Genomic DNA, 16,407 nt, shown 5'->3' with positions numbered 1-16,407 from the left:
AGGAAATGCGATGAAAGATGAGGGATTAAATGGATAGAGTGAAAAGTTGTTTTTATATTTGTTTTATATCTGATAAATATAAAAATCATATTAAATAAATTAAAATTATATTACTATTTAAAGGTAGAACAAATGTCACAATTTACAAAAGAGGAGCAAGACAAAATATTTTTAGCCTTATCTAAAAATTTTAATATTGATATAAATTGTATTTTTTATCAGCTTGTTCGAGATACTTCTTCGCCGACTTCTTATGAGTGTTTTTGTATTAGAGGAGTTAATTTTAATCATGTATATTTTTCATCATTTAATGATATTCCGTTGTGTTTTGAAGAGTGTTGTTTTGAATTTATTAATTTTAATATTAAAGAAGTAAAAAATGTATGTTTCTTTAGAAAATGCAAACTAAACACTATTACTGCTTTAGGCGTAAAATTTGGTCATTTTTTTGAAATAAGTGATTGTAATATTGATAAATTAAATTTTTACGGACACTCTGAATTCTATACATATGCTAGAATATATAGTAATAAAATAAATGAAATCTTATTATATTATATTAAATTTCATAAAGTTGATTTTTCAAAAAATATTTTTTTAAAACCTTTCACTCCGCACAATGTTGAATTTTTAGATAATGTAAAATTTGATTTTTGTAGCTTTCAAGATCAAGTATCTTTTTATAAGGTTTCCTTCGGTAAAAATGTTAGATTTAGCGATGCTTATTTTAATAAAAAATCTATTTTTTCTAGGGCGTATTTTAAAAAAGATGTATATTTTAACAATGTAAAATTTTTAAGTGGTGTAAATTTTAAAGAATCATCTTTTTTTGGAAAAGCATATTTTTCTTTTGCAAATTTTGGAGAAGTAAATTTTAGCAAGGCTATTTTTTATGATATCGCTAATTTTTATAATACAATTTTTAGCGAAACTCCGAATTTCTCCCAAGCGATTTTCAAAGGAAATTTAAATGCTGTTAATACAAATTTAAATTTTGATTTTGAAAATTTAGAAAAGAAAATCAATCAAGAGTGTGAAGAGTTTAATAAAAAAGAACAAAATAAAAAATCTTTAGATAAATTTGCTAATGATTTTAGAGATTCTTTTAGGGTTTTTAAAAATGCCTTGATAAAAGATAACAATCTCTTAGATGCATCAAATTTTCACAAATGCGAGCTTTATTGTAAAGAGATAGAGCTAAAACAAAGTTGGAATAAGCTTAAAAATGTCACGACTGACGAAGATATAAAGCAAAACAATAGAAATCATTCTCAATTGGTAGATTTTTTACTTTTGGGATTTTATCGCAAACTTTGCGATCATCATACGGACTTTTTGCGAGTTTTTAACAATCTTATATTATTAATTGCTTTGTATGCTTTGTTTATTTTTGGTTTTACTTGGCTTCATGATGACAAGCTTAAAGATACAAGGGCAATTTTAACTTTATTTGGATTTTTTGATAAATTTGAGTTTTATTTTAATATCGGGGTTGTTATTTGTATGTCCTTTGGGCTTATTTTGATAGGTAAAAATTTTATCAAATCTTTTTTAAGTATTTTAAAAATTTTTCAATGTTTGCCTTATATAAAAAAATGGTTGCTAAAAGTCTTTAAAAAAGAAATTTTTATAAAACTTTTTTCAAGATTAAAGATAATAATCTTGGATTTATGCTATTTGATGGAAAGTTTAGTTATCGCATTGCTTATCCCTTGTGTTTTTTATATATTGTTTGCAATTTTTGATTTTTTCTTAAATTTAGACCAAGGCTTTAAATACTTGTTATTTGTAAATTCTTTATTTGTTAACTCGTATATTTGTTTGGTTTATACGAAATCTTTGTTTTTTGGTCGATATGTAGCACTTATCTTGTCATATGTGGTATTTTTTATAATGCTAATAAACCAACCTAGCATAATTCTTCCTTTAATAGGAAAATTTCTAGGTGATTCTAATGGAAATTCTAATCATGCAAGTTTGTTAACTTTAAATATATTATATACCATACTTATGGCTTTAGTCCTTTTTTCACTCCAAAAAACCGCACGTAAAAATTCCATAGTGCCTAGCTAAATTTTAGGTTTAGCTAGGAAATACACTCCATTAGCGATCAAAACGCAAAGAAACATTACCAAAGCAAGGATTATCGGTGTATTTGCATTTATGGCACCGACGATGTAAGAAATCGCCCCAGCAAAGCCAAATTGCATAGCCCCAAGTATAGCAGAAGCCGTTCCGCTATTTTCTTTAAATCTTGCCATGGCCAAAGTTACAGTATTTGGCGCGATAAAGCCAAGCATAGCTATACTTGTAAAAAGGCTAAATTCAAAAAGAAATAAATTCGGGAAAAAACAAGCATTTACAAGTAAAACAATCGTCGATAAAAGCATAACCACCAAAGCTTTAGAGAGAATTTTTTTGCTTTCAAATTTTAAAACCAATCTCGCATTGATATTAGCACAGATGACAAATCCAAAGGCATTAGCTCCAAAAATCAGTGCAAATTTTTGCTCACTGATGCCAAAAAATTGCGTAAAAACAAAACTCGATCCAGCGATATAAGCAAACATCGCAGCCAGTGCGAAAGATACGCAAAGAACGCAGATAAAAAAGGCTTTATCGCTAAGAACGATTTTGTATTTTTTAAAAGCCTCATAAGGGCATAATTGTTTTTTATCAGTAACTTTGGGCGCTGACTCTTTAAGCCCAAAAAGTATCATTAAAAAAAGCGTGATCCCAAGGGCAAACAGCGTAGCAAAAATACTATGCCAAGAAAAATACTCGAGCAAAAATCCACCAAAAGTAGGAGAAAGCATAGGTGCAAGAGAGCTAAAAACCATCATCAAAGCAAAAATTCCTGTCGCTTCTTTGATCTCAAATAAGTCATTGATGATCGCTCTTGCGATCACAACTCCAGCACATCCCCCAAGAGCCTCAAAAAATCTTAAAGCGATAAAAGCATAAATATTGTCAATGACCACACAAAAAAAGCTAGAGAGTATGAAAAACAAAATTCCTATTAAAGCAGGAATTTTTCGTCCAAAAACATCGCTTAAAGGCCCATATATAAGCTGCCCTAAGGCAAAAGCGATGAAAAAACTCGCAAGGCTTAATTGGGTTAAAAAAGAACTTGTTTGAAAGCTTTGTTGCACGTGAGAAAGCGCAGGCAAATACATATCCGTAGAAAGTGGCGCTATGCTTGACATCAAAGCAAGGATGATAATAAGTTTTAATTTTTTAAAGCCGTGAATTTGTGTTTGTTTTTGCATAAATTCCCTTTTTAAAAAGTAAAAAGCTATAATTTAATATAATTTTTATAAAAAATCCATTTAACAAAAGGAAAGAATTTGCAAAATTTTCAAAATGAAAAAATAAAATGTCCAAATTGCGGAAATTTTATCGATATCAGTTTAGCTTTATACACTCAAATTTTAGACAAAGCTAAACTAGATATGCAAAAACAAAAGCAAGAATTTGAAAAAGAAGTCAATGAAAAAAGGGCGGAGTATTCTAAAATTTTATCCGAGCTAAAAGCACAAAAGGCCGAACAAGAAAAACTCATCAGCGAACAAGTTAGCCAAAAACTTGACATCGAAAAACAAAAAATCGAACAAGAAGCACTTTTGCAAAAACAAATTTTTCAAAAAGATTTTATGGAAAAATTTGCTAAAGAACATGAAAATGAAAAGAAAATCATGCAAGAAGAGCTCGATAAAAAAAGCAAAGAACTAAGCGAACTTCTGACTTTAAAGGCTGAAAATGAAAGGCTAAAAAGAGAACAAAAAGAAAATGAAGAAAGATTAAAATTGCAAATCAAAGAAGAGGCTTTTAAAGAATTTAAAGAGCAAGAAAAAAAGAATTTAGAGCTAGAAAAGGAAAAAATTCGTCTTGAATTTCAAAGCAAAAATGAAGAGCAAGATATAAAATTTAAAGAACTTGAGATCAAATTTAAAAGTGTCACTCAAGAACTTGATGCGGCAAAACGTAAAGTCGAGCAAGGCTCACAGCAACTTCAAGGCGAAGCGGCGGAACTGCTTATCGAAGAATATATCCAAAATGAATATTTTAGCGATGAGGTTAAAGAAGTGCCAAAGGGTGTTAATGGGGCTGATTGTTTGCACATCGTTAAAGATGCTTTTGGCAATATTTGCGGCAAGATTTTATACGAGAGCAAACGCACTAAAGAATTTAATAAAGAATGGCTAGATAAATTAAAACTAGACAGCATAGCTGCAAAAAGCGATATCGCAGTTTTGATCACAAAAACTATGCCTAAAGATAAAGAAAAAACGCATTTTAAAGAAGGAATTTTAATCTGCACTTTTGCTGAATTTAAAGGCGTCTTAGCTGTTCTTAGAGAAAGCATAATCAATGCTTACAAATTAAAAAATGCCTTGCAAAATAAAGATGAAAAAAATCATATTTTATATGAATATCTAAATTCTAAAGAATTTAATACTCAAATCACTTTCATACTTAAAACTTATCAAACCATGAGAGAAGAGCTTGAGGCTGAAAAAAGAGCCTTGCAAAATATATGGAAAAAAAGAGAAAGAGCTATAGAAAATCTAAGTTTTAATTCTACTGCTATTGTAAGTTCATTAAATGCGATATTTAGCGATTTAAAAGGCGAAAATTTAATCGGCGAAGAGGGGATTAAAAGTCTTGAAAATTTAGCGAAAGAAGATTGATTTGGGAGAGTCCCAAATCAATTATTCTCTGGGAAATAGTTTGGATTTTTCCAAGGTCCGTATTTTGCTTTGATGTATTCTTGAGGGTCTAAATTTTGTTGCGGTGAAGCAAAATACTCAGGTTTTAAAGATGGAGATTTGCTATAAGCAATATCAAGCCCTGCGCGGTTTTCTGTTGTAATCATAGGCATTCTTAAAAAGCCTGTATTTACATAAGCTGCGATATCTAAAGCATCACCATCACTTAAGATTGGATTATCAGCACTTGCGTCAAAATGCATAGCTGATTTTAAAAATCTTGCTAAAAATGGAATCATAGCCATATGTCCGCCATCAGGATAGATAAGCAATGATGGGTATAAATGTCCTGTACCTTTTTCATAGTTTGCATTTTTTACCCCGAGTCCTTTTTCTCCATGACAAGCAACACAATTTTTTTCAAAAAGTTTTTTACCACGAACTGGATCAGCTGGGCGATTTGGGAAATTCATTTTAGCAAAAAATTCACCTTGCAATTTTACTCCATCTTTGATACTATAGGCACTTTTTAGCCATTTAAAATACGCTAAAATTGCTTTCATTTCTTTAGAGTTATCAGGGAAGCGATGAGAATCAGTTCCGCCCATACCACGAATTCTATCTTCTAAAGAAATGATTTTCATAGTTTCTATGTCTAATCTTGGATAATCATTCATAACATTTAAAAACGGAATTACGTATTTTTTTGTGCCTGGTAAGCCATTGCCATCATTATCTATATGACAAGAGATACAATTAACCTCATTGCTAGTTTTTTTGAGTTTGCTATATGGCCCTAAGGTGCTTTCTGTCTTGCTTAAAAGTTTAATGCCATAGCGTATTAAATCCCCTTCTTTGCCTTTTGGTACGTCATTGATGCTTAAATTTTTGTTTGGCCATTCTTGTTCAGGTCTATTTGAGAATTCTTTAAAATAAGCAACTCCTTCTTTGTCGTTTAGTTCTTCGCCTACTTTGTAATCACTTATATTTTTTGCATTTAGGCTTAAACCTAAACAAAAGCTTAAAAATAAAACATGTTTTTTCATGATTTTTCTCCTTAGTTTTTGGTTATTTATTTCATTTTATCACATTAATACTTAAATGTTAAGTCCAAATATTTAATAATACAAAATTAATTATTGATTATATTGACTAAAGAAATTTATTTTTAATGGAATTTAAATTTTTTTCTAAAATTTCAAAATTATCTTTTAAATTTTGATTAAGATCAATAAAGAAAGGATTTTTCAGGGTTGCAATAAGAAAATAATTATTTTTATTTAAGATATAATCTAGAGTGAAATTTTTATTTTTAAGTTTAGTATAGATATTTTTTTCATCGCTAAAATCATGCTTTTTATTTGAATTTAAACTCTGAAGTAAAATTCCGCAAAAAAATTCTTTGTTAGTATTGATAAATTGCACATCATAAATTTTAAATTCTTTAAAATCAAAACAATTTTGGCTTTTAAATTCTTTTAAATCAGATACAATTTCTAATTTTAAAAAATCTTTTTGACTTAAACCTTCTTTTTTAAATTTAGCTCCAAATCGCTTAAGGAAAAAATTAAGAGCATTAATTTGCAATTCTTTTTTTGCAAGAATAAGTTTTTTGGAGGTAAAACGAAAGAAAAAAATACCTACAAGTAAAGCTAAAATAAGCGATATAATCGAATCTTTTGTGAAAACAAAAGCTAAAAATAATACTATTATAGCTTCAAGAGTGCTTAAAAATTTTAAAATTTTTAAGCGTTTGGATATGAGAATTCTTTGATTTTCTAAAGCGTCCATTAAGACTTTGCTTTTTCCATTCTTTTTCTTTGAGTTGGATCAAGATAGCGTTTTCTTACGCGAACATTTTGTGGAGTAACTTCTACGAGTTCATCTTCTTCTATCCATTCTAAAGCTCTTTCAAGGCTTAATTTTCTAGGTGGAACAAGTTTTATAGCATCATCGCTTCCACTAGCTCTAACATTGGTCAGATTTTTTCCTTTAATTGGATTTACGTCTAAATCATTTGGACGAGAATGTTCTCCTATAATCATACCGGTATAAACTTTAGTTTGAGGATCGATAAAAAGAACGCCTCTATCTTGGAGATTAAATAAAGAATATCCCAAAGCTACACCATTTTCCATAGAAATTAAAGCTCCATTGTTACGCTTTTCTACAGCACCACTAAAAGGACGGAATTCTAAAAAGCTATGATTCATAACTCCTTCACCTTTAGTATCGGTTAAAAATTGAGATCTAAAACCTATAAGCCCTCGAGCTGGGATTTCAAATTCAAGTCTTGTTTGTCCATCTCCTGTTGGAGCCATTGTTTTCATTTCAGCTTTTCTTTTACCTAATTTTTCTATAACTGCACCGCTAAATTCTTCAGGTACATCGATAACCAAATGTTCAAAAGGTTCAGTTTTAACACCATCTTCCATTTTTACAATAACTTCAGGTCTTCCCATGCAAAATTCAAAACCTTCTCTACGCATATTTTCAGCCAAAATAGTGATTTGAAGTTCGCCTCTACCGCTGACTTTAAATTTACCTTCACCTGTGCTTTCATATTTCATCGCGATATTAGTTTTCATTTCTGCTTCTAAGCGTTCTGCAATTTTATTTGAGGTCACATGTTTGCCCTCAGTTCCTGCTAATGGGCCATCATTAACTGAAAAAACAATGCTAAGTGTTGGTTCTTCTATATGGAGTGGATCAAGTGGCATAGGATTGTTAGGATCTACAATACTATCGCCAACATCTAAAGCTTCAAAACCAGCTATTGCAACTATATCACCACTTTTTGCTTCCTCAATATCCATTTTTTCTAAGCCCATAAAACCTATAAGTTTAGAAATTCTGCCATTGACTTTAGTGCCATCAGCTTTTGCGAGCATTACATTTTGATTTTTTTTGACAACACCATTAAAAATTCTTGCAATGCCTATTTTACCTACGAAATTATCATAGCCAAGGGTGAAAACTTGAAGTTGCAAAGGATTATCATTTGTACCACTTGGCGCAGGAACTTTTTCAAGAATAGTTTGGAAAAGTGGTTCCATATTGTCACTTTCGTCATTAAGATCTAATTTGGCATAACCATTTTTTGCAGCTGCATAAACGATAGGAAAATCAAGTTGTTCATCATTTGCATCAAGAGCTACAAAAAGATCAAAAATTTCGTTGATTACTCTTTCAGGATCGGCCGCTGGTTTGTCGATTTTATTGATCACGACTATAGGCTTAAGTCCTAAAGATAAGGCTTTTTTAACTACAAATTTAGTTTGAGGCATAACACCTTCTTGGGCATCAACTAAAAGTAAAACACCATCGATCATTTTTAAAACGCGTTCTACCTCTCCACCAAAATCAGCATGGCCTGGAGTGTCTATAATGTTTATTTTAGTTCCTTTGTAATTTATAGCAGTATTTTTTGAAAGTATGGTAATACCTCTTTCTTTTTCTATATCGTTACTATCCATTACGCGTTCTGAAATTTGCTCCCTTTCGCTAAAAGTCCCAGATTGCTTAAGTAATTCATCTACCATTGTTGTTTTACCATGATCAACGTGTGCAATAACAGCTATATTTCTGATATTTTCCAAAAGATTCTCCATTATTAAATTCAAAGCTAAGATTATATAAAAATTTTGCTTAATTTTAAAAAATAAAAAGTTGGAACGCTTCTTGCTTTAGTTTTGGCAAATATTATTAAAAAAGGAAATTATAATGTCAAAGCCATTAAATGAAGAATTTTTTATACCATTAAATTTAGATTTAGTTGATAAAAAAAATGAAGTTTTACTTCAAGTTTTAGATCTTTTAGAAGTTTTAAAATCAAACAAAGATGAAAAAATGGTGAGAATTTCAAGCGAACTTTCAGAAATTCTAGAGAATGAGGAAAATTTTGAAAAAATTGCACAAGCAAAAAATTTAGATGAACTTTTAGAAATTCTTGTTTTTCTCAATGATAATAAAATGATTAAGATTTATGAAAACTCATATTTAGAAGAAAAATTTCCTAACTTGGCTGCGGATAAATTTTTAAAATAATCTAAGGAAAAACTATGTCAAATGTAGCCCCACAAAATGATGTTTTAAGTCTTGCTCCTAGTAAGACTTCATCGAGTGATTCTTTTAGTAAAACAAAAAAAACAAATCAAAATACTAATACAAATAAAGAAGAAAATGTTGCTCAAAATACAGAAGATGAAAGGGAGAATTTTTTAAATTCTTTACTTAATTCTATTGATGAGACAAATGAATTTTTACCTGATCACATGAAAATTAGTGAAAAAGAAGTGGTAAATGAAGCGATTAATAAACTTCAAAAGGGAACATTTGACGATAGTGATAAAATCAGCATTTTTGAATCAGCATCTTTTATGCAAATACTTTCATTGCTTGATAAATTAAAAACAGATACAGCAGATATTAAACTTGCAAATCTTTCAAGTCAATTAAGTCAGCTTGTAAAAACTGAGGCTAATTTTAATGCTTTAAAAGGTGCAAATAATCTCAATGAACTTTTAGATATTGCTAAAGATTTAGGTTTAAATGTAAAAAATATCAAAGTAGATCGTTTGCTTGATTTAAAAGCTACTTTTCCAAATCTTGATAAAGCAGATTTTTTTAAAGGTGTTGTAGATAATGTTTTTAAAGAAATTATCAACAATAAAATAGCCCATGTAAGTAAAAATTTAAATCAAAATTTACAAAAAAACAATACTCATAAAAAAGATGATAATTCTTTGCTTTCTCAGACTTTAAAAAACTTAGATTCTATTATAAAAGGTCAAGAAAATCAAAAATCAAAAATCAAAAATGAAAAGCTTGATACCTTAAATACCAAAAAAGAACAAATTCAAATAGATGAACTTTTAAAAGATGTTAAAAATAATAATAAAAATAATGAGCTTAATGTAGATCAAGAAAATATTAAAGATATTTTAAAAAATTTAAACAATCAAGACAAAAAACAAAATATTTCAAAAGATCAAATGCAAAATTTAGAGGAATCAAATCTTTCAAAAAATTTAAAAGAGCAAAGTAAAAAAAGTGAAATTCAAAATATAAATTCAGATAAAAATTCCAATAAAGAAATGCTTAAAGATTCTCAAAATTTAAGCTCTAATTTAACTCCTAAAGATTTGACTTTAAAAGATAATAAAACAAATAATCAAGAATTAAAATTAAATTTAAATGATCAAAAAACTAATTTTGAAAATTTAAATAAAACTCAAGTAGTGCAAAATAAAGATAACACGCATCTTGGCACTAATAAAGAAGAAACAAAAAATAATTTTAATCTTGATCAAAATAAAAATCATCATGATGAAGCAGTTAATAAAACTGGTTTAGAGGATTTAAATTCTTTAGTAAAAGATCTTAGTAAAGTTAATCAAAATAATGCAAGAAATATTACTCCAAAAGAGACTTTGCAGTATTTTTCAGCAGATCTTAAAGAAGCGATGGAGCATTATAAGGCACCGATTACGAAATTAAGCATCACGCTTAATCCAAATAATTTAGGCGAAGTTGAAGTCACTTTAGTTCAAAGAGGAAGTAATCTTCATATAAATTTTAATTCTAATACTAACGCTATGAATTTATTTATGCAACATCAGTCTGAATTTAAAAATTCTCTTGTTAATATGGGATTTACCGGACTTGAAATGAATTTTAGCGATCAAGGGAAAAAAGAGCAAAACCAAAATAAAGGTAAAAATCGTAGTGGATATGGCTTTAAAGATGCCATAGAAAACAATAATGAAAAATCAAATATTAATTTAGAACTTGTTTTAGCAAAATATTTCTAAAGTTGGAATACTTTTTGCTTTTAATTAAAAAAGACTTAAATATAAAAAGGATTTTATGATGGCAACAACAAATTGGAATAGCAATCTTAACTGGACTCCAGTCACTAGCAATTCAAGCTCTACAAGTGGTTCAGCAAAGACTGATAGTTCAAATTCTAGCAGTAATAGTTCCGGTATAGTTAGCAATCCTAATGCAACACTTGATAAAGACGCATTTTTAAAACTACTTTTGATCGAGTTGCAACATCAAGATCCAACAGATCCTATGGATAGTGATAAAATGCTTACTCAAACTTCACAGCTTAGCGCTCTTGAAATGCAACAAAATACAAATACAACTATGCAAAAAATGGTTGAAACTATGCAAAAACTTTCAGCTTCTTTTTCAACCAGTATGAGTACTTCGGCTATAGGGGCTATTGGTAAAATGGCAACTGTTCATAACAATACTATCAAGCTTACGGGTTCTGATGAGGTTATTGCTTTAAAGATGTATTTACCTGAAGATTCTGATAATAAAGGCTTAACGCTTGAAATTTATGATAAAAATAATAAATTAGTTTATTCTGAAAAAAGTAGCGAAGGGCAAGAAGTTTCTAAAGGATTATTTACCCTAGAATGGCCAGGTAGAAATAATGATGGTGTTTATGCTGGGGATGGTGAATATACCGTTAAAGTGGTATATAATAATAAAAATGGAGATAAAATTACCGCTAATTATGGATCATATCCTATAGAATCTATTAAATTTGTTGATGGGGTTGCTTATGCTAAAATGGGTGGTCAGTATGTAAGTTTTGATGATATTGCTGAAATTTCAGATTATAAAATTTCAAGTGATTCTACTGTGCAAAAACCTTCGGATACTGAAAAACCTTCTGAGGATGAAAAACCTTCAGAAGATGAAAAACCTTCGGATACTGAGAAACCTTCAGAAGATGTAGATTCTGATTTTACAAAACCAGACGATGATTCATCATCTAGCACTAAAAAATATTTTAGCTAAGGATTGTAGCCATGATGAATGCGTTTTACAATGGAATTTCCGGAGTTAAGAATAATAGTTTTGGTATTGATGTTACTGCTAATAATATAGCCAATGTTAATACAACTGGTTTTAAGCACTCTGATGCACAATTTAAAGATATATTTTATAGTACAATTACTAGTCAATCAACCAATCCAGCCCAAGGTGGGTATGGTGGCGGTGCTGCATCTTCTCAAATTAGATTTGAGCAAGGTTCAGTTACAGCCACAGGAGGAGAATTTGACGTAGCTTTACAAGGAAAAGGTTTTTTTGGTGTTTTAGGAGCTGATGGAAATGCTTATTATACTAGAAATGGATCTTTTAGAAGAGACGCTAATGGATATTTAGTTGATTCTTATGGAAATTTTGTTTTAGGGACTATGAATCCTGCTTTTGGTGGAATTACCTATAGTGACAGAGTTGCGGGATTAATGGGTGATTATTTAAATACAGGAAGCCCTGTAAATAGTGGTTTTACAGTTAATTCAAATAATGCTTTTGGTATAGGAACTGCTACAACTCAAAAACCTATACAAGTTCCAACTAATATGTATTTAAATCCAGAACCTACTAAAAATGTAAAATGGAGTGGTAATTTAAGTACTAATACAAGTAAAGAAATTGTAACAGTAGATCTTGATCCTAATAAATTTACACTTACAAAAACTGAGGATGGCAAATATGTTGTTAGCGGTAGCGTAAGTAAAGAAGATGTTTTTAGCGCTAAAGCTGGAGATAGGATCCTTTTAAATTTTGTTGATGATCAAGGTGTGAAAACAAGTTTTGAAGCAACTTTAGATGAGAATTTAAATTTTAAAAGTAAAGAGCTAGATTTAAAAGGCTTAGATCCTAATAGTGTTAAATTAAGCTCTGTGCAAATTGCAACCGAACAAGAAAAAGCAAACAAAGATATCTTAGAAGCACCAGTTTATAATGCTGATGGAAGCAAAAGTATTCTTAGAGTAACTTTAGAGAGAGTCTTACCTCAAGAAGGTGAAAATATAACCTATAAAGCTATAGCACAAATTTATGATTCTAATGGAAAAGCCGTAGGAAACCCAACTGAAGGAAGTATGGTTTTTGATAAAAATGGAGCTTTGCTTCAAAATAATATAACAAGTATAACAAATCCTAATGGTGGAAATATCAATATAGATTTAGGTTCACCTTATGATCCAAATAAACCAGGATCAGGATATAGTGGAATTTATGTGCAAGCAGGCAAAGAAAAAAATATCATCACTCAGCAAGATGGTTTGGCAGAAGGCTTTTTTAAACAATATCAAGTTACAGATGATGGCAGCGTAGTAGCACAATTTAGCAACGGTAAAAATGCTGTTGTAGGAAAACTTGCTCTTTATAATTTTATCAATGAACAAGGCTTAGCTGCAATGGGAGATAATATCTTTGCAGCAACAGCTAATAGTGGGGATGCAAGTTTTATTGTAAAAAATGGACAAGTGGTAAATACGGCTAAATTTAAAGGCGGTTACTTAGAGCAATCCAATGTTGATTTAAGTGTAGAATTATCTAATCTCATAGTAACTCAAAAAGCTTTTGATGCAAGTTCTAAAAGTATTACAACTAGTGATCAAATGATACAAAAAGCTATTAGTATGAAAAGGTAAATTAAAAAGAATTTACCTTTTTTAATTCTTCGTATTGTAATTTTAAATCTTCTATTTCGATTTCATTATAATGATTTGATAACAATTCTAATTTATCGTTTTTCTTTTCTGTATAAAATTTTTTTTGAAAATCTTGCAAAGATAAAGTATGTCTAATTTCTTCTTTTTTTGTTTTAGTTTCAAATAATAATAAATTATCATTGCCTATTTCTTGTGTATTAATATAAATATTAGCTGCTTGTTGTGCTTGTTCTAAAGAGTTAATTTTTGTATCGATTTGAAATTTTATTTTGATAAATTTAGCATATAAGCCAACTAAACGATTATAATTTTTAATTTTTGAATCATATAGTTTTATAAAGTCAGTTTGTGCAGATGAAGGATTTTTTCCCTTTTTTGCTTGTATAGCTCTAGTTTGATTATTGATTAAGTGATCATAAAGATTTTTTGTTTTTGCGATAATTGTAGCAAGAGTATTTTGCACTTTGATATTTAAATTTTTTAAATTTTCATATTCTAAATCACTATTTTCAAAATTGCAAATAATAGTATTTTTAGATTTTATATAATCAGATATCACTAATTTTTTATCAGGGTATAAAGTATTATCAGTTAGCAGATTGCAGATAAAGATATTTTCAGCTTTAATTGTGGCTCCTATGCAATTTTCTATATAAACATTTTTAGCTTCTACAGTACCATTTTCTAAATTTTTAATATAAACATTCTCTGCTTTAATGTAGCCTTTATGGATAAAAATAGAAGAATTTTGCGCATAGATTAAACTTTTTTTATGTGTTAATCCTTTAACGGTTAGATTTTTTGTATGAATTTCAGTTGATCCGATATTTCCATTGACTTTAATATTAGAGGCTTTAACATTAACAATGCCTGATTTAATGGCATCATCACTTAAATCATGATTATAAATTTCTAATTTAATATCCTCTTGAGTATCCGTTTTAATAGAGCCTGTGGTTTTTAATCCCACTTGTCTTATTTTAATATCATTTATGACGCTATAGCCTATGCGATCTTTATTTAAAAAACCATAATTATTGCTAAAATATCTTATTCTATCTTCTAATTCTTGTGTATAAATACTTTCATCTTTAATATTAAAAGGATTGCCATGAAATTTAACAGGGCTTAAACCAATGACAGCTCCTCTTAAATTTCTACCTTCTTTGCCATTAATTCTAAAAATATATTCAAATAACAATTCATCTTTTTTGATAGGTTTGCAAAATTTTCCATTATCATAGCTTTGCGATGGAGAATCACCATCGATTTCTTGATGATGTATAATAATTTTATCACTTTGACTATCTATTTTATCGACTCCTTTTGCAAGAGAACATTCTAATTCTTGGATCCCATTTCCATTTTCATGATCTTTTATAAAATCATCTAAAATTTTAAGAAAATTTTTTTCAAGTCTTATGATTAAAATTTTTTGTTTTGCCATTGTTTTATAAATGGTTTGTAAAATATCTTTTTTAAAATCAGGATAATAAGAAAAATTTTCTTTACATTTAATATGTACGCTAAGATGCGTTAAAGCAGTATTGCTTTTAAGAAGTATAGAAAAATTCTTTTGAGGTTTTTTTGGGTGAATTTCTATGATAAATTGTTGTATCATAGTATCATAATTTTTCACAAAAAAATCATCAGAATTAAATAAACCAAAATCTTGTTTTTCATAAATTTTACGTTTTGCTGGTTTTTTATTAGAACATATAAGTTTAAAATCAATAATTGAAAAATCAAGCAACTCTTGAGAATTTTCTTGCTCAAATTTAAGACTTTCAAAAGGATCTAAGGTATGCAAAGTTTTATTCATAATCTAGCTGTTCCTTAATGCTTTCAAATTTTTGATTTAAAATTTCAAAATTTTCTTTAGGGTCAAATTTATCCAAATGGATTAAAATTTGTTCGCAAGTTTCGCATCTTAATATATTTTCTCTGCTGACAAGTTCTTGATGGATTGTTTCTGGAACTTTATGAATACGCAAAGGGCAATTACAAATATAATCGTAATTTTTTTCTCCACTTAGATCAAATTTAATCGACTTTAATTTAATATAATGTTCTAAAGTGTAATTAATTTCTTTTAAATGTATAGCTTTGCTTGTAAAATTAGATAACCATAAATCTTCATTAGCAAAATGTTCAAATACCCAATCTTTTGTAAGTATTGAAAGCTCTTCGGAGAGTTTGAAAATATCATTAGAATAATTTAAAAGATTTTTAGCTCGTTCTAGTAATACTCGGTGAGAATATTTATGTTCTTCTATTAAAGGAAAATCTATGTTTTCCATAAATTTTTCTTCTTCTTTAAAATGAACTTTAGCATATTGAAATAATTTAAGCAAAACTTTTTTTAATTCTTCTTTGAGCTCTTCAGGTTTATTTATATTATTATTTTGTATTTTTTTGGCTAAGTCATGTGCAATATCAGCGATATCGAAAATAAGTTCATGTTGTTTATCTAATTGCAGATTTTTTATGCTGAAATTTTTATCCCATTTTATCATTGCATTTACTCCAAAACTAAGTAAACGTTATATTATTAAGCATTTTTTTAAGTTAAAAATAAAAATACTTTTTTACGTTTTTATTTAATCACCTTTTTGTTTAAGAATGGATTGTTGGGTACCAACAATCCATCTATTTAAATGATTTTTACAAAAAGGAAAACCCACCCAACACTAACCCACAAATATATTTAAAATATTAACTCATACTTTTAAATATCAAGTAAAAATTATTTTCAGTAATAAAAGCAATATTGCTTTATGGCAATATTGCGATTAAAATTGAATTGGAAATTAAAATAATCAGTAGCTAAAAGAGTGAAAGATCGATTTTCTAAAAAGGAGTCTAGTTTTTAGCTTCAAATTATTTTCTAAAAAGGACTTATTTTTAAAAATAATTTTTTAAATTACAATTAAAAATAATTGTAATTATAATAAAAAATAATTTAAATTATCAAATTAATTTTTCTTATGATTTTAATAAAATTTTTTTAATTAAAATAAAATTATTTCTATAAAAATTTATAAAAATGAGAAATTTTTTAAATATCAAGGCTTTTTAAGGGTATTATGTTAAAATAACTTCCGCCTTTTCTTAGACCTGTGCAATGCTATTTTTAAGCACCGCTTCAGGGTGGGAACACAGCAGAGCACTTGATCATAGTGTGTGCCGCAGCCATCTGAGAAAGGGTT

12 protein-coding genes and 1 other RNA gene are annotated in these 16,407 nt (G+C 28.7%); 7 read left to right on the top strand and 6 right to left on the bottom strand.

Annotated elements, in window-relative coordinates; translation table 11 throughout:
• Nucleotides 1-132 precede the first annotated feature (132 nt).
• Nucleotides 133-2,073, top strand: coding sequence for a pentapeptide repeat-containing protein (locus tag CMOL_RS06675; protein ID WP_239820188.1), 1,941 nt, complete (start codon nt 133-135; stop codon nt 2,071-2,073).
• Here CMOL_RS06675 and CMOL_RS06670 read toward each other — a convergent pair.
• Complete coding sequence (locus CMOL_RS06670; protein ID WP_239820187.1) at nt 2,070-3,269, bottom strand: multidrug effflux MFS transporter; 1,200 nt, start codon at nt 3,267-3,269, stop codon at nt 2,070-2,072. The genes CMOL_RS06675 and CMOL_RS06670 overlap by 4 nt on opposite strands.
• A gap of 78 nt (nt 3,270-3,347) precedes the next feature.
• Here CMOL_RS06670 and CMOL_RS06665 point away from each other — a divergent pair, with 78 nt between their 5' ends.
• Nucleotides 3,348-4,691 carry a DUF2130 domain-containing protein gene (locus tag CMOL_RS06665; RefSeq protein ID WP_239820186.1) on the top strand — a complete coding sequence of 448 codons (1,344 nt, stop codon included), beginning with the start codon at nt 3,348-3,350 and terminating at the stop codon, nt 4,689-4,691.
• Between the two features lie 17 nt (nt 4,692-4,708).
• Here the strand turns inward: CMOL_RS06665 and CMOL_RS06660 are convergent, their stop codons facing one another.
• From CMOL_RS06660 to typA, 3 genes are all read right to left on the bottom strand, one after another.
• Nucleotides 4,709-5,755: a c-type cytochrome gene (locus CMOL_RS06660; protein ID WP_239820185.1), complete on the bottom strand. Its 1,047-nt coding sequence runs from the start codon at nt 5,753-5,755 to the stop codon at nt 4,709-4,711.
• Between the two features lie 106 nt (nt 5,756-5,861).
• The gene (locus tag CMOL_RS06655) at nt 5,862-6,500 is read right to left on the bottom strand and encodes a poly(A) polymerase (protein WP_239820184.1); all 639 of its coding nucleotides are present in this window, start codon (nt 6,498-6,500) and stop codon (nt 5,862-5,864) included.
• Nucleotides 6,500-8,308 carry a translational GTPase TypA gene (gene typA, locus CMOL_RS06650; RefSeq protein WP_200282844.1) on the bottom strand — a complete coding sequence of 603 codons (1,809 nt, stop codon included), beginning with the start codon at nt 8,306-8,308 and terminating at the stop codon, nt 6,500-6,502. The genes CMOL_RS06655 and typA overlap by 1 nt, the downstream gene beginning before the upstream one ends.
• A 124-nt stretch (nt 8,309-8,432) precedes the next feature.
• Here typA and CMOL_RS06645 point away from each other — a divergent pair, with 124 nt between their 5' ends.
• The 4 genes from CMOL_RS06645 to CMOL_RS06630 are packed head-to-tail and all read left to right on the top strand — an operon-like array spanning nt 8,433 to nt 13,177.
• Complete coding sequence (locus CMOL_RS06645) at nt 8,433-8,756, top strand: PTS sugar transporter subunit IIA (RefSeq protein WP_200282841.1); 324 nt, start codon at nt 8,433-8,435, stop codon at nt 8,754-8,756.
• Nucleotides 8,757-8,770: 14 nt separating this feature from the next.
• The gene (fliK, locus tag CMOL_RS06640; protein WP_239820183.1) at nt 8,771-10,522 is read left to right on the top strand and encodes a flagellar hook-length control protein FliK; all 1,752 of its coding nucleotides are present in this window, start codon (nt 8,771-8,773) and stop codon (nt 10,520-10,522) included.
• Between the two features lie 58 nt (nt 10,523-10,580).
• Nucleotides 10,581-11,528, top strand: coding sequence for a flagellar basal body rod modification protein (locus CMOL_RS06635; RefSeq protein ID WP_239820182.1), 948 nt, complete (start codon nt 10,581-10,583; stop codon nt 11,526-11,528).
• 11 nt (nt 11,529-11,539) lie between these two features.
• The gene (locus CMOL_RS06630; protein ID WP_239820181.1) at nt 11,540-13,177 is read left to right on the top strand and encodes a flagellar hook protein FlgE; all 1,638 of its coding nucleotides are present in this window, start codon (nt 11,540-11,542) and stop codon (nt 13,175-13,177) included.
• Between the two features lies 1 nt (nt 13,178).
• On the opposite strand, the gene CMOL_RS06625 is transcribed toward CMOL_RS06630, so the two are convergent.
• Nucleotides 13,179-15,020 carry a flagellar assembly protein A gene (locus CMOL_RS06625; RefSeq protein WP_239820180.1) on the bottom strand — a complete coding sequence of 614 codons (1,842 nt, stop codon included), beginning with the start codon at nt 15,018-15,020 and terminating at the stop codon, nt 13,179-13,181.
• Nucleotides 15,013-15,714 (bottom strand): hemerythrin domain-containing protein, encoded by a 702-nt coding sequence (locus tag CMOL_RS06620; protein WP_239820179.1) that lies wholly within the window; start codon nt 15,712-15,714, stop codon nt 15,013-15,015. The genes CMOL_RS06625 and CMOL_RS06620 overlap by 8 nt, the downstream gene beginning before the upstream one ends.
• Before the next feature lie 592 nt (nt 15,715-16,306).
• Between CMOL_RS06620 and ffs the strand changes: the two genes are divergently transcribed.
• An RNA gene (ffs, locus tag CMOL_RS06615) (signal recognition particle sRNA small type) lies at nt 16,307-16,404 on the top strand.
• Nucleotides 16,405-16,407 lie beyond the last annotated feature (3 nt).

The organism is Campylobacter sp. RM10537 (assembly GCF_022369435.1).
In the GTDB taxonomy this organism is placed as follows: Bacteria; Campylobacterota; Campylobacteria; order Campylobacterales; family Campylobacteraceae; genus Campylobacter_D; species Campylobacter_D molothri.
This window is presented reverse-complemented; position numbering and strand designations above follow the sequence as displayed.

Bases quoted from the DNA above. Each gene is read 5' to 3' on its own strand.
- CMOL_RS06675 (WP_239820188.1), top strand. From the start codon at position 133: ATGTCACAATTTACAAAAGAGGAGCAAGACAAAATATTTTTAGCCTTA.
- CMOL_RS06670 (WP_239820187.1), bottom strand. From the start codon at position 3,269: ATGCAAAAACAAACACAAATTCACGGCTTTAAAAAATTAAAACTTATT.
- CMOL_RS06660 (WP_239820185.1), bottom strand. From the start codon at position 5,755: ATGAAAAAACATGTTTTATTTTTAAGCTTTTGTTTAGGTTTAAGCCTA.
- CMOL_RS06655 (WP_239820184.1), bottom strand. From the start codon at position 6,500: ATGGACGCTTTAGAAAATCAAAGAATTCTCATATCCAAACGCTTAAAA.
- CMOL_RS06645 (WP_200282841.1), top strand. From the start codon at position 8,433: ATGTCAAAGCCATTAAATGAAGAATTTTTTATACCATTAAATTTAGAT.
- fliK (WP_239820183.1), top strand. From the start codon at position 8,771: ATGTCAAATGTAGCCCCACAAAATGATGTTTTAAGTCTTGCTCCTAGT.
- CMOL_RS06635 (WP_239820182.1), top strand. From the start codon at position 10,581: ATGGCAACAACAAATTGGAATAGCAATCTTAACTGGACTCCAGTCACT.
- CMOL_RS06630 (WP_239820181.1), top strand. From the start codon at position 11,540: ATGATGAATGCGTTTTACAATGGAATTTCCGGAGTTAAGAATAATAGT.
- CMOL_RS06625 (WP_239820180.1), bottom strand. From the start codon at position 15,020: ATGAATAAAACTTTGCATACCTTAGATCCTTTTGAAAGTCTTAAATTT.
- CMOL_RS06620 (WP_239820179.1), bottom strand. From the start codon at position 15,714: ATGATAAAATGGGATAAAAATTTCAGCATAAAAAATCTGCAATTAGAT.